Annotated in this window: 24 protein-coding genes; 8 read left to right on the top strand and 16 right to left on the bottom strand. The window is 64.0% G+C overall.

All coding sequences use genetic code 11. The annotated features are described in order from the left end of the window. Positions 1-15 precede the first annotated feature (15 nt). Positions 16-2,043 carry an aminotransferase class I/II-fold pyridoxal phosphate-dependent enzyme gene (locus IB257_RS06320; RefSeq protein ID WP_192492051.1) on the top strand — a complete coding sequence of 676 codons (2,028 nt, stop codon included), beginning with the start codon at positions 16-18 and terminating at the stop codon, positions 2,041-2,043. Then, positions 2,040-2,456, top strand: coding sequence for a VOC family protein (locus IB257_RS06315; RefSeq protein ID WP_175181367.1), 417 nt, complete (start codon positions 2,040-2,042; stop codon positions 2,454-2,456). Before IB257_RS06320 ends, IB257_RS06315 begins: the two co-directional genes overlap by 4 nt. A 28-nt stretch (positions 2,457-2,484) precedes the next feature. Here IB257_RS06315 and IB257_RS06310 read toward each other — a convergent pair whose 3' ends face one another. Then, positions 2,485-2,916, bottom strand: a complete 432-nt coding sequence (locus IB257_RS06310) for a VOC family protein (RefSeq protein ID WP_054456277.1) — start codon at positions 2,914-2,916, stop codon at positions 2,485-2,487. A 112-nt stretch (positions 2,917-3,028) separates the two neighbouring features. Then, complete coding sequence (locus tag IB257_RS06305; RefSeq protein WP_125472354.1) at positions 3,029-3,367, bottom strand: hypothetical protein; 339 nt, start codon at positions 3,365-3,367, stop codon at positions 3,029-3,031. A gap of 162 nt (positions 3,368-3,529) precedes the next feature. Between IB257_RS06305 and IB257_RS06300 the strand changes: the two genes are divergently transcribed. Next, positions 3,530-4,675: an alpha-hydroxy acid oxidase gene (locus tag IB257_RS06300; RefSeq protein WP_054456279.1), complete on the top strand. Its 1,146-nt coding sequence runs from the start codon at positions 3,530-3,532 to the stop codon at positions 4,673-4,675. 253 nt (positions 4,676-4,928) lie between these two features. On the opposite strand, the gene IB257_RS06295 is transcribed toward IB257_RS06300, so the two are convergent. Next, entirely contained in the window at positions 4,929-5,444 is a 516-nt protein-coding gene (locus IB257_RS06295; RefSeq protein WP_225588751.1) for a hypothetical protein, read from the bottom strand. A 166-nt stretch (positions 5,445-5,610) separates the two neighbouring features. Between IB257_RS06295 and IB257_RS06290 the strand changes: the two genes are divergently transcribed. From IB257_RS06290 to IB257_RS06275, 4 genes are all read left to right on the top strand, one after another. Then, on the top strand, positions 5,611-5,994 hold the full coding sequence (locus IB257_RS06290; RefSeq protein WP_054456281.1) for a hypothetical protein: 384 nt from the start codon (positions 5,611-5,613) through the stop codon (positions 5,992-5,994). 247 nt (positions 5,995-6,241) lie between these two features. Continuing rightward, positions 6,242-6,886: a hypothetical protein gene (locus tag IB257_RS06285; protein ID WP_192492050.1), complete on the top strand. Its 645-nt coding sequence runs from the start codon at positions 6,242-6,244 to the stop codon at positions 6,884-6,886. A 67-nt stretch (positions 6,887-6,953) separates the two neighbouring features. After that, a complete protein-coding gene (locus tag IB257_RS06280) occupies positions 6,954-7,334 on the top strand; it encodes a hypothetical protein (RefSeq protein ID WP_192328409.1) in 381 nt (126 codons plus the stop codon). A gap of 45 nt (positions 7,335-7,379) precedes the next feature. Then, complete coding sequence (locus IB257_RS06275) at positions 7,380-7,952, top strand: HD family hydrolase (protein WP_125472351.1); 573 nt, start codon at positions 7,380-7,382, stop codon at positions 7,950-7,952. A gap of 25 nt (positions 7,953-7,977) precedes the next feature. On the opposite strand, the gene IB257_RS06270 is transcribed toward IB257_RS06275, so the two are convergent. From IB257_RS06270 to IB257_RS06230, 9 genes are all read right to left on the bottom strand, one after another. Continuing rightward, a complete protein-coding gene (locus IB257_RS06270; RefSeq protein WP_192492049.1) occupies positions 7,978-8,862 on the bottom strand; it encodes a DMT family transporter in 885 nt (294 codons plus the stop codon). Between the two features lie 60 nt (positions 8,863-8,922). Next, the gene (locus IB257_RS06265) at positions 8,923-9,846 is read right to left on the bottom strand and encodes a bifunctional helix-turn-helix transcriptional regulator/GNAT family N-acetyltransferase (RefSeq protein ID WP_192492048.1); all 924 of its coding nucleotides are present in this window, start codon (positions 9,844-9,846) and stop codon (positions 8,923-8,925) included. Positions 9,847-9,973: 127 nt separating this feature from the next. Continuing rightward, positions 9,974-10,834: a hypothetical protein gene (locus IB257_RS06260; protein ID WP_175162310.1), complete on the bottom strand. Its 861-nt coding sequence runs from the start codon at positions 10,832-10,834 to the stop codon at positions 9,974-9,976. 228 nt (positions 10,835-11,062) lie between these two features. Next, positions 11,063-12,286 carry an LLM class flavin-dependent oxidoreductase gene (locus tag IB257_RS06255; RefSeq protein WP_192492047.1) on the bottom strand — a complete coding sequence of 408 codons (1,224 nt, stop codon included), beginning with the start codon at positions 12,284-12,286 and terminating at the stop codon, positions 11,063-11,065. Beyond that, positions 12,283-13,041 carry an LLM class flavin-dependent oxidoreductase gene (locus tag IB257_RS06250; protein ID WP_192492046.1) on the bottom strand — a complete coding sequence of 253 codons (759 nt, stop codon included), beginning with the start codon at positions 13,039-13,041 and terminating at the stop codon, positions 12,283-12,285. The genes IB257_RS06255 and IB257_RS06250 overlap by 4 nt, the downstream gene beginning before the upstream one ends. After that, positions 13,034-14,071 (bottom strand): aliphatic sulfonate ABC transporter substrate-binding protein, encoded by a 1,038-nt coding sequence (locus IB257_RS06245; protein WP_192492045.1) that lies wholly within the window; start codon positions 14,069-14,071, stop codon positions 13,034-13,036. The genes IB257_RS06250 and IB257_RS06245 overlap by 8 nt, the downstream gene beginning before the upstream one ends. Continuing rightward, positions 14,064-14,918, bottom strand: coding sequence for an ABC transporter ATP-binding protein (locus tag IB257_RS06240; protein WP_225588750.1), 855 nt, complete (start codon positions 14,916-14,918; stop codon positions 14,064-14,066). Before IB257_RS06240 ends, IB257_RS06245 begins: the two co-directional genes overlap by 8 nt. Further along, positions 14,915-15,742 carry an ABC transporter permease gene (locus IB257_RS06235; RefSeq protein ID WP_225588749.1) on the bottom strand — a complete coding sequence of 276 codons (828 nt, stop codon included), beginning with the start codon at positions 15,740-15,742 and terminating at the stop codon, positions 14,915-14,917. Before IB257_RS06235 ends, IB257_RS06240 begins: the two co-directional genes overlap by 4 nt. A gap of 279 nt (positions 15,743-16,021) precedes the next feature. Continuing rightward, complete coding sequence (locus tag IB257_RS06230) at positions 16,022-16,972, bottom strand: GlxA family transcriptional regulator (RefSeq protein WP_054456291.1); 951 nt, start codon at positions 16,970-16,972, stop codon at positions 16,022-16,024. A gap of 151 nt (positions 16,973-17,123) precedes the next feature. Between IB257_RS06230 and IB257_RS06225 the strand changes: the two genes are divergently transcribed. Next, positions 17,124-17,741, top strand: a complete 618-nt coding sequence (locus IB257_RS06225; protein WP_192492043.1) for a cysteine hydrolase family protein — start codon at positions 17,124-17,126, stop codon at positions 17,739-17,741. A gap of 41 nt (positions 17,742-17,782) precedes the next feature. Here the strand turns inward: IB257_RS06225 and IB257_RS06220 are convergent, their stop codons facing one another. Genes IB257_RS06220 through IB257_RS06205 form a run of 4 tightly spaced genes read right to left on the bottom strand, consistent with a single transcriptional unit; the run spans position 17,783 to position 22,554 of the window. After that, positions 17,783-18,676, bottom strand: coding sequence for an NAD(P)-dependent oxidoreductase (locus IB257_RS06220; protein ID WP_192492042.1), 894 nt, complete (start codon positions 18,674-18,676; stop codon positions 17,783-17,785). After that, the gene (gene ilvD / locus IB257_RS06215; RefSeq protein WP_192492041.1) at positions 18,673-20,415 is read right to left on the bottom strand and encodes a dihydroxy-acid dehydratase; all 1,743 of its coding nucleotides are present in this window, start codon (positions 20,413-20,415) and stop codon (positions 18,673-18,675) included. The genes IB257_RS06220 and ilvD overlap by 4 nt, the downstream gene beginning before the upstream one ends. 34 nt (positions 20,416-20,449) lie before the next feature. Continuing rightward, complete coding sequence (locus IB257_RS06210) at positions 20,450-21,229, bottom strand: SDR family NAD(P)-dependent oxidoreductase (RefSeq protein WP_192492040.1); 780 nt, start codon at positions 21,227-21,229, stop codon at positions 20,450-20,452. After that, complete coding sequence (locus IB257_RS06205; RefSeq protein ID WP_192492039.1) at positions 21,226-22,554, bottom strand: MFS transporter; 1,329 nt, start codon at positions 22,552-22,554, stop codon at positions 21,226-21,228. Before IB257_RS06205 ends, IB257_RS06210 begins: the two co-directional genes overlap by 4 nt. Positions 22,555-22,699: the final 145 nt, after the last annotated feature.

The raw sequence follows: 22,699 nt of genomic DNA, 5'->3' as shown, positions 1-22,699 counted from the left end.
GCCATTTCTCTCAATATGAACAAGCCACTTTCCGCAGGGCAGCCAGGAGCGAAACGCCAGGAAGCCAGCCTGGACCTGCCGATGGACGCCGCGCGGCCAGGGGAGTCCAAGCAGGCCTGGGTCTACCGCGAGATCCGCGAACGCATATTGAAGGGCGCGCTGCCGTCCGGCGCGCGCCTGCCGTCCACGCGCAGCCTGGCCGCGCGCTGGCACATTGCGCGCTCCACGGTCGAGGCTGCCTACGACCAATTGCGCAGCGAAGGCTATACCGCGGGCACGGTGGGTTCGGGCACATACGTGGCGGCGGTGATTCCGGACAACTTTTTCCGGGCGGGGTTGCCGGGCGAGAGTGCCGCAACGTCCAAGGCCCCGGAGCCGCGGCCGGCAACGCAAGCAGGCGAGCCGCAGCCCGCGCCCGCTGTCAGCCCGCCTGGGGCCGCGCCGCATATGGCCGCGATCTACGCGCCGTTGCAGCCCAACTCCCAGTTCTACTCCCGCAGCGCCGACGCCGCGCTCTTCCCCATGGAACGCTGGCGCAAGGGGCTGATGGCCAGCGCGCGGCGCGTCACGCCGGCCCAGCTTGCCAACGATGAACCGCAAGGCTGGCGCCCCTTGCGCGAGCAGATCGCCCGCTATCTGGGCGCGGCGCGCGGCATCAGCTGCGATCCGGAGCAGGTCATCGTCCTGGGCGGCATCCGCGACGGCCTGGACCTCTGCGGCCATCTCCTGCTGCAGCCGCAGGACAAGGTGCTGATCGAGGATCCGGGCTACCTGAATGCCGAACCGATCTTCGGCCAGTACACGCGGCACATCGTTCCCTTGGCCATCGATGCCGGCGGCTTTCCGGTTGCGCAGGCGCGGCGCCAGCGCGGCGTAAAGCTCGTGCACGTCACGCCCGCCCACCAGGCGCCTACCGGCGCCACCATGCCCGTGTCCCGCCGCCTGGAGCTGCTGGACTGGGCCGCGCAGGCCGGCTGCTGGATCGTCGAGGACGACTACGACAGCGAATTCAGCTACGACGGCGCGCCGCTGGCCGCCCTGAAAAGCCTGGATACGGCCGATCGCGTCATCCATTGCGGCAGCTTCAACAAGACCTTGTTCAACGCGCTGCGCATCGGCTATGCGGTGGTGCCCAAGGAATTGGCGCCCGCTTTCGTGCAGGCGCGTCGCCGCGCGGGGCGCTCGCCCAGCATCATCGAGCAAATGACGCTGGCCGCGTTCCTGCAGGACGGCAGTCTCGCGCGCCACGTGCGCAAGGCGCGCGGCGTGTACGCGCGCCGGCGCGACGCCGTGCTGCGCGCCTTGCGCCAGGCCGTCGGCAGCGATGCATTGCGCGTCGGTGGCGAACACGCCGGCTTTCATCTGCTGTGGTGGCTGCCCCCGGGCTGGGATGTGGCGCAGGCCGTGGCGGCGGCGCGGGCCGCGGGCGTGGGCATGCAGCCGGTGGCGGACTTCTGCCGCAAGGTGGAGCTGGCGGCGGGTGTGGTGGTGGGCTATAGCACGGTGCAGGAAGACGCCTTGCTGAAGCTGGGAACGCTGCTGGCGCAAGCCGCGCCAGGCGCAGGCCCGCAGCAGGATCCGGGCTTGCTGCGCCGCCTGCTGCGCGTCAAGGACCGCATGGACGCGGCCTCGCACGAAGCCTGGTCGGTGGAGCGCCTGGCCGAGGTCAGCGGCATCTCCAAGGCCCATTTCGCGCACTCCTTCAAGCGCGCCTTCGGCCTGCCGCCGCACCGCTACCTGTTGACGCGGCGTATCGAACAAAGCGTGGCCATGCTGCGGGACACCGAGCAGAGCGTCACTGAAATCGCCTATGCGACCGGGTGGGAAAGCCTCGGCACCTATAGCCGCATTTTCCGCGACGTCACCGGGCTCAGCCCCAGCGCCATGCGGGTACAGGCGCGGGCGGGGACGCCGCCACTGGACAGCATGCCCGGCTGCGTAGCGAAGGCCGCGCAGCGCCCCGACCTCAACATCGCTGTTTTGGAGAAGCGCCGCCGCGAGACCGACGGTAAATTTCCGCCATCAACCAAGGAGGTCTCATGAACTCAGGCATCAACGTGGCGGGTATATACGTGGACGATCAGGACGCGGCGCTGGCGTTCTACGTGGACAAGCTCGGATTCCGCGTCCATACGGACGTGCGCAACGGGCCGTACCGGTGGCTGACGGTCCAGCATCCGGACCAGCCCTCGTTTCAGCTCGGCCTGTTTTCGCCCGGCCCGCCCATCCACGACGAGGCCACGGCGCAGACGCTGCGTGCCATGGTCGCCAAAGGCGCGATGCCGCCTCTGGTCCTGCATGTGGCCGACTGCCGCGCAGACTATGCCCGGCTGCAGGCGTTGGGCGTCGAGTTCACGCAGGAACCCATCGAACGCTACGGCAGCGTGGACGCGGGCTTTCGCGATCCGGCGGGCAATGGCTGGAAGATGATCCAGGCGCCGCGGGGCGCGGCCTGACGTCCAGCCCCGGGCGCTGGCGGCGCGTTCAGTAGGTGATCCGCACCGAGGCCGCGCTGCGTTGGGCGCCCGCGCGCGTGACGGCTTCGATATTGTTGCCGTCCGGGTCCAGCACGAACGCGGCGTAGTAGCCGGCATGGTAGTTTGCGCGCTCGCCCGGCGGACCGTTATCCCGGCCGCCATGCGCCAACGCCGCCTGGTAGAAGGCATCTACCATGGCCCGGTCTTCCGCCTGGAACGCCAGATGGATGCGGCCGGTCAGTTCGCCCTGCACCTCGGCGCTGCCGCGCGAGGAAATGAACAGCTCGTCCGTCCAGAAGTCCGGGCCGTCGGAACCGCCGATGGGAATCTTCAACGCATTGAAGACCGCCGTGTAGAACGCCTTGCTCGCGGGCAGGTCGCGCACCACCAGCCCGATGTGATCTATCAAGCGGCCCTTATGTCGTTCTTTCTGCGCCATGAATCGCTCCCGGCTATGGCAGTGGGGGAAGAATCAGCGGTGTCAGACTACGCTTGCCGGCGCCATGTTTCAAGGCGCCGCGCAGCCACTTCGGGTGCATGGCAATGAGGGCTCAGTCCTTGCCGGCCATGGCCCGCATGGGCTGGCAGGTCAGCTCCTTTTCTTCCTCCCCGAAATCCGCCATGTCCTTGCGCGCCTTGGCGTAGGCGCGCAGATACTCCGCATCGAACACCAGCGACGACACGCCGGACTCGCGCGTGGCGGACTGCTGCCGCTTCTTCAGGACCTCCAGCAGTTCGGGGGTCAGCACCTCGCAATACTCCATGATGGCGTGGATCTGGGCCAAGGAGGTGGCGCGCTCCAGGTTCTGTTGCGCCGAGACGGTTGCGGCGGGCAGCGACAGGACGGCGGCCGCGATCAGCGTGGCCGGTTTGAGCAGGTGGTGAGGCATTGCGGAGTACTTCCGTTCGTAGGGCGAAAGCCCGCATTTAACACGATCTGCGCTTGGGTCCATTTTGATGTCCTTGGAAATGCGGCTATCGGTCTACAATTCCTCCCGCTCCATCCGGGGGCTCAGGCTGTCTGTACGTGTAGTGTCGATAAAGGTCCACCCATGCGTCTGCATCAGTGCCAGAACTTCCACGACTTTCGCCGCATGGCCCGCCAGCGGCTGCCGGGCCCCATCTTCAATTACATCGACGGCGCGGCCGACGATGAAACCACCTACCGGCGCAACACCGCGGCCTTTGAGTCCTGCGACCTGCTGCCCGATGTGCTGCGCGGCGTGGCGGAAGTGGACATGTCGGTGACCGTCATGGGCCAGAAGCTGGCGCTGCCGGTCTATTGCTCGCCCACCGCCTTGCAGCGGCTGTTCCATCATGACGGCGAACGCGCCGTGGCCGCCGCCGCGGGCAAGTTCGGCACCATGTTCGGCGTCTCCTCGCTGGGCACCGTCAGCCTGGAAGAAGCCCGCAAGATCAGCGGCGGCCCCCAGGTCTACCAGTTCTACTTCCACAAGGACCGCGGGCTGAACCGCGAAATGATGGCCCGCGCCAAGGAAGCCGGCGTGCAGGTCATGATGCTGACCGTGGACAGCATCACCGGCGGCAACCGCGAACGCGACAAGCGCACCGGCTTCGCCATTCCGTTCAGGCTCAATCTTGCCGGCATCGCGCAGTTCGCCATCAAGCCAGCCTGGGCGCTCAATTACCTAACTCACGAACGCTTCCGGCTGCCGCAGCTGGACACCCACGTCGACATGGGCGGCGGCGCCATGTCCATCAGCCGCTACTTCACCGACATGCTGGACCCGGCCATGACCTGGGACGATGTCGCCGCGATGGTGCAGGAATGGGGCGGGCAATTCTGCCTGAAGGGCGTGATGTCGGTGGAAGACGCCAGGCGCGCGGCCGACATCGGCTGTACCGGCATCGTGCTGTCCAACCACGGCGGCCGCCAATTGGACGGCTCGCGCAGCGCTTTCGACCAGCTCGCGGAAATCGTCGACGCGGTTGGCGACCGCATCGACGTGATGATGGACGGCGGCGTGCAGCGTGGCACTCATGTGCTCAAGGCGCTGGCGCTAGGCGCCAAGGCCGTGGGGCTGGGCCGCTACTACCTGTTTCCGCTGGCGGCCGCCGGCCGGCCGGGCGTGGAGCGGGCGCTGGAACTGATGCGGGTCGAGATCGAGCGGGCCATGAAGCTGATGGGGTGCAGGACCGTTGCTGAATTGCAGCGGCGGCACCTGCGGTTCCGCTGATCGTCTCTTCGCCGGTATTATCGGATGCGTTAAGACCACTTGAGTTTCCGATCGGTGAGGTCGCTGACAAACATGTCACCGTGCGGGCGTGGGTGCGATATTCTTTTGGAGATATCGTCTGCAAGGGGCCGTGGCGTCGCCAGAATGTGCAGATTGACGAAAACGATATGACCCGGGAACGAGCCTATCGTTGCGTCCCCGCGCAGCGTGGAGAACTTCGGGAATGGCGCGGCGGGCTTTACTTTCCCTTGATTTAGCGCTCCGGTCTTTCTTCCGGTTTAAGGCCGGCCGCCTGCAGACGCCAGGACGGAATGCGGTACTCGTACCACGCTTCCTCCAGAGTCTGATAGCGCTGCAACCATGGAGCCAGATGGTTTTCGACATCCGCCGCCAAGGTCGACAGCCAGTCCTTCAGGTCCTGCGCACTGCTGATCTTGAACACCGCGCCGCTGCCCAGGGTCGGGTCCTGGATCAGCCCTTCTCGCGGTTTCAAATAGGCGCGGCGGTACATGCGCCACTTGTTCCAGACTTCTGCCGGCACGTAGACCGGCCATTCCTTTTCATACGGAAACGACACGTAGACGCCCAAGGACACGTGCTGCGCATCCTCGAACGAGCCCTTGTAGCGGATCAGTTCCACGCCTTGCTGCAATTCGCCGCAGGCTCGCCACAGGCAACGCTTGCCCTTTTTCTTCCAGCCAGCGAACGCGGGCTGTGCGCGCAACAGCTCCATGACGCCTTGCTCCAGATCGGCCAGGGCTATCGGCATGCGAGCCTCCAGGGCTTGAGGGCAAACTTCTGGCTGCAGTATTGCGTAGGTGTGTTCATCGATCGTCCATGTGTGAACGCTTCAGGCTTCAACGGTGCGCAAGGTCGCAAGGTATCATGCGCAGGTTTTCACGGATCGACCTCCTTCACGGTCAGAAGGCTTTTCAATGAAAAAAAGCATTCCGCTGGTATTGCTGTCGTCCATGCTGCTGACGGCTTGCGGTCCCGACAAAATCATCGCCGATCTCCCTTCGCCTGGCGGAAAGTATCACGTCGAGGTCCGCAAATGCCCGCAGCGCGGGTCGCTGACCTGGGACGAGCAGACCCAGGTATCCGTGGTCGAGACCGGCGTGTCGGAAAAGTGCAATGCGTTCATCGTGGCGCTGACGCAGTTCCGGTCGTATACGCCTGATGAGCAACTGCAGCTTGAATGGATTTCCGATACGGAACTCAGGGCCTGGCATCCCGCGTTCGAACCGAAGAATGGCCCCTGGGCCAGCACGGTCAAGCAGGGCGCGCCGGTCAAGGTGATATTCGCGCCTAAGCGTTAATCGGAGGCCGGTCATACGGCGATCTGCCAGGGCCGTATCGTAAACGTGATAATTTGTTGCCCCGCTGCCGCAGTTGTTACTGCTTGAATCCGCGGCTTCCAGTGAATGCGAAGTATCCGCAGGCGTATGCCGGTGAATTACCGATTTTTTGCCCATCCGTGCAGTGCCATCTATGTTTGAATACGCTCCGTTTGCGCGCGAGGTTTGGCCCGCGGCAAAACCCATATTCGACGGAGCCTGATCCAGTATGTATTTCAGAGTTTTGGCCATGGGGCTGCTGATGGCCGGCGGCAATATTGCGCAGGCCGCCACCGTGCAGGAAGTCTTCAATGGAAAAATGCTGGGCAAGAGCCAGGCGCATTTCGAAACGATAGCCGGCGCGCCGCAGGAATCCTATGGTGACGATCGCGTGTTCGACGTGCAGGGCTGCCTGGTCACCGCGACGATCCAGTCGGGCAAGGTATCGGCATTGAGCATGGAACCCTCTGAAACCTGCAAGCCCGACCTTGCCAGCTTCATAGGCGAATATGCGCCCAAGCAGGGGCAGAAACTCACCCCCGCCGCCTTCGACTCGAACCTGGCTTATACGGCAGATTGCCTGACCGACTGCGGCAACGCCGCCGATCCCTGGGTGTACGCAAGCTGGACCGCGCCTCGCGCAGCCGGTGGCATGGAAATCATGCTGGGCTTTGTACAGGCCGGAGACCAAGCGCTGGATGCAGCCGAGAAATGGGCCACGCAGATGGAAAAGGCGGAAGGCAAGGATTACCTGCTCAATAACAAATTCAATTGCGACGCCCGCTACAACAGCGTCGCCGATGCAGCTTTCAAGAACGTGATCGCGACCAGCGTCAAGGTCGGGTTCGATCTGCCGAAGGAATCTTGCTGCTAGGCCGCACTGCGAACTGCTGTCTTTGCAATCCACGGCCATGTCAGGCCGATCCCAGGGGAAAAAATAAATGAAGAAGCTAATCTTGACGGTTCTTGTGGCTCAACTGCTTGCCGGGTGCGCGGGTTCCCCGCTAGGCAATATGATCAACAATGAACGCCAGGAAACCAGGGCTGACATGATGCAATCGTGGGTTGGCGAAAGCGAAGAAAAGCTGGTTTCCAAATGGGGGCCGCCCACCAACAGCTATACCTTGTCCAGCGGCGGCAAGATCATTTCGTACGAATACGTCCGTGGCATCATCAACAACACCATCTACCGATGCACGGAGAAGTTCAGGATTGATGACGGCACGGTCACCAAGTGGGGCCTAAGCTCCGGGTGCGACACAAGGATTCAAGACGGCGACCTGATATCGAAGGATATCCCCATTCCGCAGCCGACCTTGTGATGGCGGGCGCGGCCCATGGCCGCGCCGCATTGGGTTGGAATTGAAATGAATATCGAGAACATCAAAGGCCGGCTGGCCTTTCTGCAGGAAGCCGAAAAACTCAAGAGCGTGCTGCGTAGCGGATTCACGTCCACCGGCCGCCCCGAAAGCACGGCCGAACACAGCTGGCGCCTGTGCCTGATGGCCATGGCCTTCGAAGACGAGTTGGCCGGCCTGGACATGCTCAAGGTTCTGAAGCTGTGTGTGCTGCACGATCTGGGCGAGGCCATCCATGGCGACGTGCCCGCGATCGAGAAACACCATCATCCGGACAAGGCCAAACAGGAGAAAGCCGACCTGCTGCACCTGACCCGCTCCCTGGATGAGCAACAGCGCGCAGGAATCCTGGCGCTTTGGCAGGAATATGAGGATGCCGCCACGCCGGAAGCCAAAGCCGTCAAGGCCCTGGACAAGCTGGAAACCATCCTGCAGCACACGCAGGGTTTGAATCCGCCGGATTTCGACTATGGGTTCAATCTGACCTACGGCCAGAAGCACACCGACGCGGATCCTTTGTTTGCGCTGGTGCGCAGCATCCTGGACGAGAAGACGCGCGCCCGGATCAATCCAGAAACCTGAACGGTTTGATGCTCCAGAGGCAGAGTCAAGCGGCGCTTGCACGCCGTTCATGCGTGCCGAACCAGACGCCCGATAACACCAGAACAAAAGCCCCCGTCAGGCGCCAGGTCAGCGGATACGAGCCGCTCAGCAGCTCGATCAATACTGCCGTAATCGGCGCCAGCGCCTGAAACGACATTACCCGGCTTGCCTCCAGGCGGCTTAGCGCCCACAGCAGGCAAAAATAGCCCCCCGCGCTGGAAAGCCCGATGAACACCACGTTCGCCCATTGAAAGCCGGACAGGCTGGGCAGCAATGGCGCGCTTCGCGCCAGGCAGACGCCCGCCAGGAACAAGACCGACACCAGCATCGCCACCACGCTGACATACATGGATGGATAGCGACGCAGGTACGGGCGATATAAAAGACTGCAAGCCGCGCCGATGAAGGTCGCGCCCAACAAGGCGGCCCATGCCCAGCCATCTGCGGCGCTGCCCACCGCGGCGGCAGAGGGTTGCAGCAATAGCGCAATCCCAGAGACCGCCACGCCCGCGCCGATCAGCCGCGGCCAGCTGAACTGCTCGCGTCCCGTGGCAATCGCCAGGCACAGCGTTACCAGCGGCAGCGTGGAAAACACCAGCGCGCAAGTGGCGGCCGGCAGCCGGGCCAGCGCGTAGTTCAACAGCAATATCAGCAGCGCGAATTGCAGTATGCCCAGGCCCGCCACCGCGCAGAAATCCTTGGCCGTGAACCGTACAGACCATCGCCGCAGCATGGGCGCGGCAAGCACGAGCGCCCCGATGGCATAACGCAGGAAAGCCAGCGTCTCGGGCGACACGTCGCTCGACACCGCGCGGGTGGACACCATCGCGGCCCCCACAAGCGCGCCTGTGACGGCGGCGGCGCATATGGCCTGGGCGCGTTCACTCATCGGAGTCGAGCCTGTCCGTGGAAACGGATTTGATCTGGCCGCAGGGATGCATCGCGCTTTCTACAGATCCCGCGCCCAATACTGTCCCACCAGATCCTTGCCGAAACTGTGGTGCTGTTCATCCTCGACCAGTTCGAAGCCGGCCTTTTCATAGATCCGGCGCGCGTCCGTCAGCACGCTATTGGTCCACAACACCATGCGCTTGTAGCCCGCCTGCCGCGCAAAACGCAGGCACTCGTCGACCAGCCGATGGCCTATGCCCAGCCCGCGCGCGGAGCCGTCCACATACAGCAGGCGCAGCTTCGCCGTGGTTTCGTCCTGCCGCACCACGAAGACAGAGCCCACCATCTTCCCGTCCTTCTCCGCGATCCAGCAGCGCTCTCGCTCGCGGTCGAACTCCCGGATGAACTTCGCCACGATCTCGGCCACGAGCGCCTCGTACTCCGAGTTCCAGCCGAATTCTTGCGCATAGACCATGGCCTGGTTTGCCACCACCAGCCCCATGTCGCCCGGGCGCGGATCGCGCAGCACATAGGGCAGGGGGGCTTTGTCGCCGAGCAGGTTCTGGATTTCGTTCATGGCATTGACCAGCTGCGCTTGCGCCGGCTCCGATAGCTGTTTGAGGATGGCGATGATCTCGTTGCGGGACGCTTCATTGAGCGGAGCAAACGCCGCCCGGCCGGCCTCTGTCAGTTCCAGCAGGCCGACGCGGGCATCCGCGGCCGAGCGCGTCTTGGCGATCAAGCCTTTCTTTTCGAAGCCCGAGATCACGCGGCTGACATACCCGGCGTCCAGGTTCAGTTCCCGGCACAGGTCCGAGGTGCTGAGCGCCGGCCTGTGGGCCAGTTCATAAAGAATGCGGACTTCGGTCAGCGAGAACTCGCTGGCCAGCAGGTGCTCATGCAGGACGCCGATCTGGCGGGTGTAGAAACGGTTGAAATGCCGGACCGCTTCGGCGCGGTCGTAGAGCGATTGCTCTGTCATGGGGGAGTTCCAATTACTTGCTTAAGGCATATTATTGTTTGCTATAGGCAAGTAATTTTATATATTTTGCTATGATTATTTCAAGGCTATAGATGTTTTCTATCAAATAATCGAGCCATTTTCCGCCTTAGTTGTCGGTGTTGGGAGTTTCAATCAACTCTTTCAGCGTCATTGCGGAAAGGCCGTGTAAACGCAAGGAGCTTCCCTCGGTCGGCTCTATCGTCACATTGCCGCTTACCGGATCAAAAAGGATGATGGTGCTTCCGGTTGACGCGACATGTCGGCCTTCTGCAATCATGGAACCGTTTCTCCAGAGAGCGAGGCATGGAGTGGCCTTGCTTTTGTTCTCTTGCTGGGCAGATGTCTTTGGAAGGTCGGAGAGAATCAATCTCTCATTTCTGCTGCCGATTGGGGTGCAATGCTCAGCGGAAACTATCCAGGTTTGGAGCTGTTTCATTGCCCCCACGTATCCCAAATAGGGAAGGAGGGCAAATAGAATCAGCACGGTCTTCATGGCGAAAATAAGTAGCCAAGGTGCAATGCTGAGTGCGGCTAGTGGAATGAAGCTGATTATTTCCTTGCGCAGCCATCTCCGGCCTCTTTGAATGAACTGCCAGCCAGGAATTTTGGAGAGCATGAGCGCGATGCTGCTTCCGGCCTTTATCACGGGTTCGCGCACTTTCGGCGTGTGCGAGCCAATGAAAACCAGAGTGATGGCGAGGCCTATGGCCGCCATGACGATGGCCAACAGTTTGAAGTTTTCGAGGGTGTGTATCTCGTCCGCAATTTCTATCCAGCCGGAAAACGCGTGACTGGAGAGATGCAGAAGATCTAGTGGCGTGTCATACGTCAATTCCGTAGGCACGCCAAAGCGGCTTTCAATGGCACTGGCTGCACCGTACCCCAGCATGGAGAGGGAAGCGGCTCCCAAAACCACCAATGAGGGTACGCCGATCACAAGTCCACGGATCAAGCCTTTTTCTGCCACATCAAACTCCTGTTTTCAATAAACCAGACTTATCTAGATTTACGGCAGGAGCGGATGTAAATGTACTGATATGGCGGGATTTTCTTCGTGCCTCTGGAGTAGGGGGGCAGATGCTCGTCGATTGCGGGCGATAGCGCCGCTTTTGTCCCATTTCATAGGCCCTTGGCCTACTGCGGCAGACGAATGCCTTTTCAGACCCTCATCTGGGGGGCATTGCGCAGATATTTCCTAGATTCGCTCGCCCAGCCCTTCCATCGGCAACCCCAGGCGTTCACGCAAGCCCGCTTGCCGGTCTCCATCCCGCAGCAAGCCGCGTCGGCGTAGCAAGGGCACGACTTCGTCCACGAACAACTGGAACTCGCTCGGGAAAGCATGCGGCATCAGCATGAAGCCATCGGCCGCGCCCTGTTGGAACCACTCGGCAATCAGGTCCGCGATGCTCTCCGGCGTGCCGCTCAGGCTGGCATGGCCGCGACTGCCCGCAAGTAACTGGAGCAACGCACGGATGGTCGTCGGGCGGTGGCGTTCGATTACCGAAGCGATTACCCCGAAACGGCTTTTTATCCCTTCGAATCTATCGATGTCACCCAATATCGGCGGCAGGGGACCGTCCAGGTCGTGGGCTCCCAGATCGATTCCAAAGCCAGCCAGCCACGCCAGCGAAGCTTCCGGTACGATCAACTCGTCAAGGTCGCGCTTTTTGCGGCGCGCCTCTTCAACCGTGCTGCCGATGGCGGGGCTGATGCCGGGTATGAGCTTCACAGCATCAGGCTTGCGTCCATGCGCCGCGGCGCGTGTCAGCAAGTCGTGACGAAACGCATGTGCCTCCCCGATGGTGTTTTGCGCGGTGAATACCAGTTCGGCATAGCGCGAGGCGAAGTCGCGGCCATCCGATGAGGACCCGGCCTGCACCAGAACCGGATGCGACTGGACTGGCGCTGGCACGTCCTGTCCTTTGCGCCAAAGCTGCAGCACGTCTTGAACAGCCTGCGCGCCGATCTGGTAGCGCTGCTGATGCGGTACGGGCTTGTCCTGTCCAAAATTGGCGGCTGCCGCGGGATCGCCATTGGTCACGATGTTCCAGAGGGCGCGTCCGGCGCTGACATGATCCAACGTGGAAAAGGTGCGCGCAATTTCTTCCGGCGTGCTCAGCGTGGCCGATCCTGTTGCGATCAAGCCCAGCCGTTCGGTCGCCTGCGCGACACCCGACAGGAGCGTCAGCGGATCCAGTTCCCAGCGCGGGCTATGGCGCGCGCCCGGATTGAACACGAAGAAATCCGCGACGAACATGGCATGAAAGCCCCCAGTCTCGGCGAGGCGGGCGATCTCCTGGTGATAGCGGATGTCACGCAGGCGTTCTGGTTGAGCTTGGGGCAGCCGCCAAGCCCCCTCGTGGTGGCCCGCGACAAAGGCGTTCACGAGCAGAATCAACGATCGATCTTGAGCGGTCATGGATTTGGGGCGGCGGCAAGACGGTTGGAGTACTGCGGGGGAATGTCCGATAGGCCTAACTCGCGCCGCAGCGTCCGAGGCGGCCGTCCGGCGGTATCCGCGACGCCCGGTTCGAACCGGGCGCACAGCTTGCGCCATGCGGTCGGAACTGCCACGACGTCAATCCACTCACTGAAAGAGACATCCGCAGTGCTGTCATCGCCCACCCTGGGCAGGCGGCCCTGCGGCGGTCGAGGAATATCGAGCGGGCCTGCCACGCGATAGAACGGCCCTGCGTGGTCCGCTGCCGCGATCCGATCCGTATCGATGTAGACGCCGCTGCGCTTGTCGAATCGATGGGCATCGTCATCCCAACTATCCCAGAGCGCATGCACCGCATCGACGTAGTCCCGAATGCGGCCAGGTTCGCGAGCGCCTGTCAGCGACCAGCCAATCCTGCCGCCACTGATGTGATCGAGCGCCGCCAGTCGGCGGGCAGCGGTATAGGGATGGGTTTCGGCAGCGTCGACTTCGGCGAGCAGGCCTATGCGTACGGTCAGCGGCGCCAGCGCGCCTACCACGGTCAAGGGTTCCAGCGCGCCGCGTCCACCTGTGATCAGCGCCGCGCTTGCGCCCAACGCTTCAGCTTCGAGCACGATGTCGCGAACGGCTTGGAAATCAGGGCGCGTCGCAGGCCAAAGCACCAGCCGCGCCGGCAAGGCCCGGGGTTGATCATCCGTGTTTTGGGGCGCTATGCCTTTGTTTGATTCAGGCATGGGGTAACCCCGCCGGGATCGGGTTGGAGGGATCACGGGCGGATCCCAAATATCCCGTCAGGTCTGTGGTCGCGGCGTCTGCAGGATCGACAAACTTGTCCAGATCCAGGGGCTTGCGGATCATTCGATTACCCAACAGGAACTCGACTGAACGCCTCAGTTCGGCCAACGCTTGCGCGTCCAGACGCGGGACCCAGGTGGAACGGCTGAATGCCGTCAACGTCTGCGCCGGACTCAATCCGAAAACAGGAGCCAGCTCGGCGGCCGCTTCCTGCGGCCGGCGTTTCAGCGCGTCGGCGCCGCGGGCGATACCGCGCAGGTAGGCCTGGACATACTCGGGCTTCTGCTGGATGAGCGATGCGGAGGCGATGATGGGAATCAGATTGCTCTTGAGGCCCTTGCCATCGCGCAGCGTGCGTGCCTGGCCTTCGGTCTCCAACTGAGTGAAGACGGGGTCCCACACCAGCGCGGCGTCAATATCGCTATTGAGCAGCGCCGTGTTCATGTCCTGCAGAGACAGGTTGAGAAACTGCACGTCCGACAGTTTCAGGCCGGATTCGGCAAGGATAAGCGCCAGCAGTTCATGCACGTTTCCCCCGCGCAACGTCGCCACCTTCTTACCCTTGAGCTCTGCCACGCTCTGGAATGGCGCATCCTTGCGCACCATCAGCGCCAGCGTTTCCTCTCCCTTGTATGACAGACCGATAATGCGATCGTCGATTCCGGAAGCGCGGCCGATCAATGCGGCAGTGTCACCGAGCGCGGCGATGTCCAGGTCGCCGGAAGCAAACGCCTCATTGATCGGCGGGCCGCCGGAAAATTGCGTCCAGATGACTTTGACGTCGTCGTGGCCGGCCTTTTTCAGTTCCTCTTCCACCCAGCCGTATTGCCGGGCCAGCAGGCTTGCCGAGTACGGCACGAAGGGCATGACGCCCAGGCGCAGCGTATCGGTGGCGTGGGCCGCCATGGAGCAGAGCAAGACTGCGCCGAAGACCGCCGCTGTCATGAGGTTCCGGAATCGTTCATGCATGGGTGCCACCTGCTATCGGGGTGTAAGCCGTATCGCCACGCTCTGGCACGTTGCTTGGCGGCGCTCCGGAGGCATGTTGTAGAAATTGCTCGTAAAGCGACTGGCGCAAGGCCGCGAAGCTGGCGCTTGTCCTCTTGCGCGGGTGATGCAACTCGACATCGACCACGGCCCGTACCGTGCCCGGCCTGCTCGACAGGACGGCAATCCGATCGCCCAGATAGACGGCTTCCTCGATGTCATGGGTGATCAGCACGGTCGTCACCCGTTCCTTCTCGCGGATTCGGAGCAACTCATCCTGCATCTGCAGCCGGGTGATGGTGTCCAGCGCGCCGAACGGCTCGTCCAGCAGCAGCACGCGCGGCTCATGCGCCAGCGCACGTGCAATGGCTACACGTTGGGCCATGCCGCCCGAAAGCTGTGCAGGATAGGTGTCGCGAAACGCCAATAGCCCAACCAACTCCAGCTTCTGGTCCACGATCTCCTGGCGTCTCTGGGCGGTCTCGCGGTGCAGGCCCAGTGCCACATTTTCCGCAATCGTCATCCAGGGCAGCAGGCGATGGTCCTGGAACACCACGCCGCGTTGGAGCGATGGCCCGGAGAAAGTCTGTGCGCCTAGCGTGACGCTGCCGCCATGATCGCCATCCAGGCCAGCCAGGATCCTGAGCAAGGTGCTCTTGCCGCAACCGCTGGTCCCCACCACGCAGGTGATGCTGCCTTCGGGAAAGATGAGATCTATGTTTATCAGCGCCGCCACATGCTGGCCATGGGGACCCAGGTATTGCTTGCTCACATTCAGGGCCTGCATGGCGTTGCCTGCCCGTTGCGGCGCTTGCGATAGGGCATTCATGTGCGTGTCATCCCCTTGAACTGAGGACGCCAGAGGACCAGCGGTTGTTCCACAGCCCGTAGAACGTCGTCAGTGATCTTCCCAAGCACACCCAGGGTCAGCATGCCTGCCAGCACCAAATCTGCCTGGGACATCGCCCGGCCGTCCATGATCAGAAAGCCTACGCCGCTGGGCGCTGCTATCAGCTCGGCGGCTACAACGCACATCCAGGCCATGGCCAGGCCTATGCGCAGACCGCTCATGATCTGCGGCGTCGCGCCCGGAAGCATGATCTTGCGGATGAACAGATGGCGGGGCAGCTCCAGCGTCCGGGCCAGCTCCACGTAGCGCCGGTCCGTCTGGCGGATGGCGTCCACGGTAGTCGTCAGAATCGGAAAAAAGCTGCCGAGCACGATGATGAAAATCTTGGCGCCTTCGTCAATGCCAAACCAGAGGACCGACAGCGGAATCCAGGCGATAGGGGGAACCGGCTTGAGTATTTGAATCAGGAAATCCACGAATCGCTCCAGGCGGTTGAAGATTCCCATGGAGATTCCCAATGTCAGCGCCAGCGCGGCAGCCGCGACGAAGCCCTGTATCACTCGCAGGCCGCTGGCGCTGACGTGGCGCCAGAGTTCTCCGCTGTCGATCAGGTACGCCACCGTCTCGGCGACATGGAGCGGGGAGGGCAAGAGGGTGGGCGAAATCAGGCCTGTGACGGAAGCCGATTGCCAAGCCGCGATAATGATGAGCGGCAGGCTGAGGCGTCCTGCAAGGGCGTGTGCGCCGCCGCGCAGCGCACGCATCGCCTGCAAGAAAAAGACTCCCTGTGTCTCATTGGACATTCTTCTCTTCATCGCTTTCCGGTGTGATGCCGCTGGATGATTAATAAGCGCCGCGACGATTGATGGCCATGGGCGGTTTGATCCGGCTCTCTGTGCGAGGCGCGGCTGATGAAAAAAATATAGCGTGGGGAGAAGGGAGGCTAAATCTTGTTTTTGACTATGCTTAGTTGGCGAGCGCCAGCTTGAAAAGACGAACTCTGTTTGAATTATTTGTTGCCCCGCGCGCATCGATCAAACCTGGCCAGCATCCGAGCCTTGGTTCGTCGATACAAAACTCCATCACCGCTGCCGGAACTGCTTCCGATAAGCGGCAGGCGACACCGAAAACGCCGCCGTGAAATGCTGCCGCAGCGACACCGTCGACCCGAATCCCGTAGCCTCGGCCACCCGGTCCACCGACAGCCCGCCCGTCTCCAGCAGGCGCTGCGCCGCGGCCAGCCTGTGGTTCAGCACCCATTGCGTCACCGTCGTGCCCGTCTTCAGCTTGAAGCGCCGGGTGAAATTGCGGCGGCTCAGTCCGGCGTGGTCGGCCAGGCGGTCCAGCCCCAGCGGCTCCTGCAAATGCTCGATGGCCCATTCCATCGCGACGCTTATCGGGTCGCCGCCGTCCTCCCGCGTCAGCGGCCGTTCGATGTACTGCGCCTGCCCGCCATCGCGGTGCGGCGCCATCACCATGCGGCGGGCCACCCGGTTAGCGAGTTCTGCGCCATGGTCGCAGCGCAGCAGGTGCAAGCAGCAATCGATGGCGGCCGCGGTGCCGGCCGAGGTCAGGATATCGCCGTCGTCCACGTACAGGGCCTTGCGGTCGAGACGGATCTGCGGGTACTTGCGGGCGAAGTCGTCGCTCCAGACCCAGTGCGTCGAAGCCGGGCGGCCGTCGAGCAGGCCGGCCTCCGCCAGCACAAAGGCGCCCAGGCACAAGCCGATGACCCGCGCGCCGCGCGCATGCGCTTCGCGCAGGGCCTGCAGCATGGTTTCCGGCGGGCGCTCGTCCGGATCGCGCCAGGCGGGCACGATCACCGTGTCGGCCTCGGCCAGGGCCGAATAGTCGTGCGGCACATGGATATCGAAACCCGACATGGTCGCGACGGGTCCGACCGCTTCGCCGCAAACCAGCAGGCGATAGCGCGGCACGCCCAGCCGGGCCAGATCGTCGCCGAACACCATGCAGGGCACGGACAGGTGGAAGGAACTGATGCCCGCGAAGGCGACGACGGCGATGGTATGCATGGCACAAGAGGCAGGAATGCGGATTTGGCCCGATCCTATCACTAATTGGTATTCGGGCCACTTTCGGGTTAATGCCCGATGGCGCATCCTTGATGCCGTTCGCCCTCGTGCGTGAACGGCACACTAAACGCCTACAGATCAAGGACCTACGATGAACCACCCGACCATTCGCGCCATCGCCGGCGCCACCGCCCCGCAGTCCATCGACCCGGCCAGCACCGCCTTGCTGGTGATCGACTTCCAGAATGAATACTTCAGCGGCAGGCTGCCCATCCCTGAAGGCCCGGCGGCCCTGCGCAACGCGGCGCAGCTCGTTGCCCACGCCGATCAGCATGGCATCCCGGTCTTCCACATCCAGCACGGCACGCCCGCCGGCAGCCCGGTCTTCGCCGACGGCAGCACGGGCATCGAATTCCACCCCGACCTGAGTCCCGCGCCGGGCCATACGGTGCTGCGCAAGTCCACTGTCAGCGTGTTTCCCAGCACCGACATCGACCAGCGCCTGAAGGCGGCTGGCGTACGCACGCTGGTGATCACCGGTCTGATGACGCACGCCTGCGTCGCAGGCGCGGCCCGCGACGCAGTGCCGCTGGGTTATCAGGTGATCGTGGCGGCCGATGCCTGCGCCACGCGCGACCTGGATACGGGTGCGGGGGAACAGTCGGCCTTGCCGCATGCGATGCTGCATCGCGCCGCGCTGGCGAGCATCGATGACACTTTCGGCGACATCATGACGACGAAGCAGGTGCTGGCGTTGCCGTTGGGTTGACGGAGGAGGGGGGCGCCAGGCGCTCCCCATCGTGCAGTCCATTACGCGCCGGCCTGGCTCTCCGCTTCACCGATCCGGAAAACTTGAGATAGATCCCAATCTCCCATGCCGCGCTGCGCGGCATCCTGCAGCAGGCGCTGCACTTCCGGCAGCACGCGTTGGACCGTGGCGCTCGCTTCGGCCAGTTCGGCAATCGCGTCCAGATCCTTGAGCAGCACGCGCACCGTGCCGGTGGCTTGCTCGGGCGGGGTCACCATGCGCGGCCACAAGGTTTGCAGCAGCACGGAGTCGGCCCAACCGCCTTGCAGGGCCGAAGGCAGGACCGCCGTATCGATGCCGCTGCGCTTGGCCAGCACGAAGGCTTCGGCCAGGCCGGCGAGCGTGGTCGCGACGATGGCCTGATTGGCGAGCTTGGTGGTCTGGCCCGCGCCGACCTCCCCCATGCGCGTGACGCGCGCGGCGTAGGCGCGCAGCACGGGCGTTACGGCTTCGATCGTATCCGCCGGTCCGCCCGCCATGATGGCCAGCTTGCCGGCCGCTGCGCCGTCCGTGCCGCCCGAGACAGGCGCATCGATCCACACGCCGCCAGTTGCCGCTGTCCAGCGCTGGGCCAGGGCGCGCGTGAGCGCGGGCGACAAGGTCGAATGGTCGATGAGGCAAGCGGGCGGCGTGGCGGCTTGCGCCAACCCGTGCGCGCCGAACACCACGTCCTCCACGGCTTTGCCGTCGCCCAGGCAAAGCAGGGCGATGTCCACGCTCTCGCCCAGCGCCTGCGGCGTTGCCTTTGCCACGGCCCCGGCAGCGGCAAGCGAGTCGAGCTTCGCGCTGGAGCGGTTCCAGACGGCGACCTCGTGACCAGCGGCCAACAGCCGCCGGGTCATGGGTTCACCCATGCGGCCGATGCCGCAAAAACCGATGCGCGGCGTCTTCGTCATTCCTGGCCCCCTTGGGCAGGAGCTTCCCCGAGCGACGGTTCGTAAGGCCAGTTCACGGCCCCGGAATGGGTCACGGCGCCCAGCTTGGCCGGACGCACCAGCGCTTCATATTTCTCAAGCACGCCACCCAGCCTGCCGCGGGCGAACGGTTGGCTGGCCTTTGCCCGCTGCGCGAGTTCCTCGTCGGAGAGTTCGACGTCCAGGCTCCCCTTGATTGCATCGATGTGTATGCGGTCGCCGTCGCGCAGCAGGCGTATCGGACCGCCCGCCGCCGCTTCGGGGCCGACATAGCCGATGCACATGCCGCGCGTGGCGCCCGAGAACCGGCCATCGGTCAGCAGCGCGACCTTTTCTCCCATGCCTTGCCCGTAGATCGCGGCGGTGACGCTCAGCATTTCACGCATGCCCGGGCCGCCCTTGGGCCCTTCGTTGCGTATGACGAGGACGTCGCCTTCCCGATAGGTACCGGCGGCAACCACGGCCATGCAGTCCTCTTCCGTCTCGAAGACCCGCGCCGTGCCCGAGAACACCAGCTGCTTGAGGCCGGCGGTCTTCAGCGCGGCGCCGTCCGGGGCCAGATTGCCGCGCAGGACCACCAGCCCCGCGTTGGGCGAGAGCGGTTCGTCATGCGGCTTGACCACGCGGCCGTCGGGGCCGGGGAAGGCGCGCAGCGCCGTTTCCAGCGTTTCGCCGCTTTGCGTGAGCGTGTCGCCGTGTATATGTCCGCCCGCGAGCAGGGCGTTGAGCACCGCCGGCACGCCGCCGACATGATGCAGGTCCACGGCAAGATAGCGTCCGCCCGGCTGCATGTCTCCGATGAGCGGCGTGCGCGCCAGCACTTCCGACACGTCATCGAGCGTGAATGTGATGCCTGCCTCGTGGGCGATGGCCGGGATGTGCAGCATGGCATTGGTCGACCCCCCGGTGGCGGCGACGGCCGCGCAGGCGTTCTCCAGGCTCTTGCGCGTCACAAGGTCGCGCGGCAGCGGCCCGCCGTTGCGCAGCGCGCGCATGACGTTTTCACCGGCGCGGCGGGCAATCGCGATGCGTTCGCTGTAGACGGCCGGCACCATCGCCGAGCCCAGCGGGGCCAGCCCCAGCACCTCAGCGACCATCGCCATGGTGTTGGCCGTGAATTGCCCCGGGCAGGAACCGGCGGTCGGCGTGCAGCGCTTTTCTATGCCGCGCAGCGTCTCGGCCGACATGTCGCCGCGCTGCGCCGCGCCCACGGCCTCGATGGCCGTCAGGATCGAGGCTTGCGAGCCGTCCGGGGCCACGCCGGGCAACATTGCCCCGCCGAACAGGAACACGCCGGGGACGTTCACGCGCACCATGCCCATCAGGATGCCCGGCAGGGTCTTGTCGCAACCGGCCACGCCGACCAGCGCGTCGTAGCAGTGGGCGCGCACGAACAACTCGACGCTGTCGGCGATGGTCTCGCGCGACACCAGCGAGAAGCGCATGCCCGAGTGATTCATCGACGTTCCGTCGGAGACCGAGATCGCCGAGCCGCGTATCGGCACGCCGCCGCCGGCCGCGATCCCGAGACGGACGTTGTCCGAGACCTGGTTCAGCGACATGGAACAGGGCGTGTTCTCGCCGAAGGTGTCGACGATGGCGACGAACGGCTTGTCGATGGCCTCGTCGTCCAGGCCCGTGGCGCGCAGGAAGGCACGGTGCGGGGCGCGCGTCACACCCTCGGTGACCGTGCGGGAGCGGTGTTTGTGCAGATCTTTCATGGATGGTGTTCCTAGTATCAGTATCGGAGGAGGCTCAGGTGTTGAGCATCAAGCCGTTTTCCAGGGCCAGCACCTGGCCGGTCATCGCCGGCGCGCGGGCGGCAATGAACCAGGCCAGTTCCGCGACCTCCGACGGCTGCGACACCCGCTTGAGCGGCGCGTTCTCGCGCATGCCGTCGACCACTCGGGCGTAGGCCTCGTCGCCCAGCACGCGCCGCAGCAGGCCGTCGTCGACCATGCCCGGGGCGATGGCATTCACGCGGACCTGGGGGGCGAGATTGCGCGCGAGCGACAGCGTCAGCGAATTGACCGCGCCCTTCGAGGCCGCATAAGCGATGGACGATCCCGTGCCATTCAGGGACGCCAGCGAAGAAATATTGATGACGCAGCCCGACGCCGCGCCTGCCGGACGCTCGCGCAACAGGCGAGCCGCGGCGCGCGTCATCTGGAACATGCCGATGAGGTTCACGCGATAGACGCGTTCGAACTCGCTGGCATCGACCGCTTCCAGGTCGCCGTGCGGAATCACGCGGGTCGTGCCCGCGCTGTTGACGACCGCGTCCAGCCGTCCCCACCGCGCCGCGACGGCATCGACCAAGCCGCGGCAGGCAGCGTCGTCGCCCACGTCGGCATCCACGACGATGGCCTGGGCGCCGGCCTCGCCGCACTGCGCGGCCACCGCCTCGGCCGCCGCCCGGGTGCCGCCGTCGAAATTATTGATGGCCACGGCCCAGCCTTCACGCGCGAAACGCAGGGCCGTGGCCGCGCCGATGCCGCTGGCGGCGCCGGTTACCAGACAGACGGGCACGCTCATGCCTGACCCCGCTTCGTGCGCAGCGACATGGCAATGAAGGCCCCGCCGACCAGCGCGCAGGCCAGCAGGATCATGCCGGGCAGCAGCTGCCCCGTGGTGTCCTTGAGAAAGCCGATGACATACGGGCTGACGAAACCGGCCAGGTTGCCCACCGAATTGATCAGCGCGATGGCCGCTGCGGCGCCCGCGCCGCTCATCATCGCCGTGGGAATGCCCCAGAAGACCGGCGCGATCGAATTGATGCCGATGGCGGCGACGATGAGGGCGGCCATCGACCACCACAGGTGCTCGGCAAACAGCACCGATACCAGCATGCCGGCGGCGCCCAGCACGCAGCACACGGCAACGTGGATGCGGCGTTCGTTCGTGCGGTCCGCATGGCGCGCGATGAGTATCATCGCCACCGCGCTGATGAGTGACGGCACCGCCGACAGCAGGCCGATATTGCCCAGATTGGCCACGCCCGCGGCCCGTATCATCGTCGGCAGCCAGAACACCAGGCCGTAGTTGCCCATGGCGATGCAGAAATAGAGCAGGCCGAGCAGCCACACTTTGCGGTCGCCGAACACCTGCCGCACGCTATGGCGGGCCCGCGTGCTGTCGTCGGCCGCCAGATCCTGCGCCAGCAGGCGCTTCTCGTCCGCGTTCAGCCACTTCACCGTCTCGATCCGGTCCTGCAGCATGAAGAAGGCGGCAATCCCGACCAGCAGCGACCCCAGGCCTTCAACCAGGAACAGCCACTGCCAGCCGGCCAGGCCATGCATGCCGCCGAACCGCTCCATGATCCAGCCGGACAGCGGACCGCCGATGGCGCCCGACACCGGAATGGCCACCATGAACAGCGCGATGATCTGCGAGCGGCGGCTCGACGGGAACCAGGTCGACAGATAAAGCACGATGCCCGGGAAGAAGCCGGCTTCCGCCACCCCCAGCAGGAAACGCAGCAGATAGAACGACAGCGGTCCCTGCGCGTACATCGTCAGACAGGAAATGATCGACCACGTGACCATGATGCGCGCAATCCAAATGCGCGCGCCCACGCGATGCAGGATCAGATTGCTGGGCACCTCGAAGATGAAGTAGCCCAGAAAGAAAATGCCGGCCCCCAAGCCGTAGACCGTTTCCGACATCGACAGGTCGGCCAGCATTTGCAGCTTGGCGAAGCTCACGTTCACGCGGTCGATGTACGCGACGATGAACGACAGGAACAGGAACGGCATGATGCGCCAGGCCAGCTTGCGGTACAGCGCGTCTAGCTGCGCAGGATTCTGCGCGGCCTGCGCGCCGGCATAGGCCGGCGCGCCGCCGGATAGGGACGTGCTCATGAGTGTTGTCTCCGTGGGTGTGTGCCATGGGGCACATCGAGTTATTCGGCAGCCTGCGAGTTCGGTTATGCGATGCGGCATCGGCGTGGGATCAATCTTTGTTCCCGGTTGATCGTCGATGCTTCACGAAAGGCCTGCGCTACAG

It is taken from the genome of Achromobacter sp. ACM03 (assembly GCF_014851665.1).
In the GTDB taxonomy this organism is placed as follows: domain Bacteria; phylum Pseudomonadota; class Gammaproteobacteria; order Burkholderiales; family Burkholderiaceae_B; genus Achromobacter; species Achromobacter aegrifaciens.
Note: the sequence above shows the minus strand (reverse complement) of the source record. Positions and strands in the feature narration are given on the sequence as shown.